General features: G+C 61.3%; 2 protein-coding genes and 1 other RNA gene. 2 read left to right on the top strand and 1 reads right to left on the bottom strand.

What is annotated here, in order from left to right; genetic code table 11:
* Nucleotides 1–13 precede the first annotated feature (13 nt).
* Complete coding sequence (locus tag EOD07_RS34795; RefSeq protein WP_127238383.1) at nucleotides 14–325, bottom strand: DUF2853 family protein; 312 nt, start codon at nucleotides 323–325, stop codon at nucleotides 14–16.
* 167 nt (nucleotides 326–492) lie between these two features.
* Between EOD07_RS34795 and ssrA the strand changes: the two genes are divergently transcribed.
* Nucleotides 493–853: a transfer-messenger RNA gene (ssrA, locus tag EOD07_RS34790) on the top strand.
* A gap of 102 nt (nucleotides 854–955) precedes the next feature.
* Nucleotides 956–1281: AAA family ATPase (locus EOD07_RS34785; RefSeq protein ID WP_164772862.1), on the top strand; the 326-nt coding region annotated here is incomplete at its 3' end.

Raw genomic sequence — 1281 nt, 5'->3', positions numbered from 1 at the left:
GGGTGGCTGTGCCTCAGAGCGAGCTGAGTTTGCCGAGGTCCTTCGCCACCAGGTAGTAGAAGGTCACGCGGCTTTTGGTGTTGTCGGCATGCATCGCCTTGCAGGTCTTCTCGATCGAAGCATTGGCCTTTGCGGCATCCGCGATGCCGAGCTTCTTGCCGATCCAGTTCTCCCGCACGCGGTCGAGTTCCTTCGGGTCGGTGCAGGAGACCAGCGAGGAATCGCGGTTCCTGAGCGCAATGCCCAGATGCTTGACGATCTTATCGACCGCGTCGGCGCTGGCGCCGGCATCGTATTTCTTCACATCCGCAAGATAGTCGGCCATCAAACTTCCCCTCGTCGGCGCCACCGATCCGATCGGTGAGGGTTGTGGCGCGCCGCGCAACCTGTGCGCTAGGTCTGGACTCCTCACCGGGAGCGAGATTTGATTGAGTAGGCGCGCAAGTCAACCCTTGGCTGCACAGTTTGGCATAACCGGATAAGCGCCGGATTGGCCTTTCTTTTTCCCTCATCGCTCCCTATATTCGCTTCGTCGGCTTGACCGACTATGGCGATAAACAGGCGATGAAATAAGCCGTTCGGACCCGGGGGCGGTACCCGGCGCCTCCACCAAAAACCGCTCTGGCCGACGGAGCGGCTTTTGCTGGGGGCGAAATAGGATCGACGAAGGTGTAAAGATCGTACTTTTGCCCGGCATTGTACCACCGTTATCGGGCTAAACTTATAGTTGCCAACGACAACTATGCGGAAGCTCGTCTCGCTGCTTAATGCGGCGCGAACGCTTCAAATCAAGTCCTAGCGGTTCGCACTTCTAGGCGGGGTTCGGAGGTACCTGGCAACAGAAACCTCCACCTTCCCCTTTTTTTGCTCATTCCCAGACCAACCCACGGCCAAGGCTTGTCCAGCGCTCGACGCGCGGCGCACAGCCTTGCCGCCCATCCTCCATGGACAAGCGATGCAAAACGATTCCGACCGATTCTTCGTGCTGACCGGCGGTCCGGGTTCCGGCAAGACCACCTTGATCGAGGCGCTGCGTGCCCAAGGCTTCGCGACGGCCCCCGAAGCTGGGCGCGGCATCATCCGCGACCAGACGGCTATCGGCGGCCCTGCCCTTCCCTGGCAGGACCGCGCGCTCTTTGCCGAGCTGATGCTGTCGTGGGAACTGCGCTCCTGGCACGTTGCGCGTACCGAACCCGGCCCGGTCTTCTTCGACCGCGGCGCGCCCGACACGATCGGCTATCTCAGGCTCTGCGGCTTGCCGGTGCCGGACCACGTCACGAG

Source organism: Mesorhizobium sp. M2C.T.Ca.TU.002.02.1.1 (assembly GCF_003997225.1).
The sequence above is the reverse complement of the archived record's forward strand: the minus strand, read 5'-3'. Positions and strand labels throughout refer to the sequence as shown.

Bases quoted from the DNA above. Each gene is read 5' to 3' on its own strand.
- EOD07_RS34795 (WP_127238383.1), bottom strand. From the start codon at position 325: ATGGCCGACTATCTTGCGGATGTGAAGAAATACGATGCCGGCGCCAGC.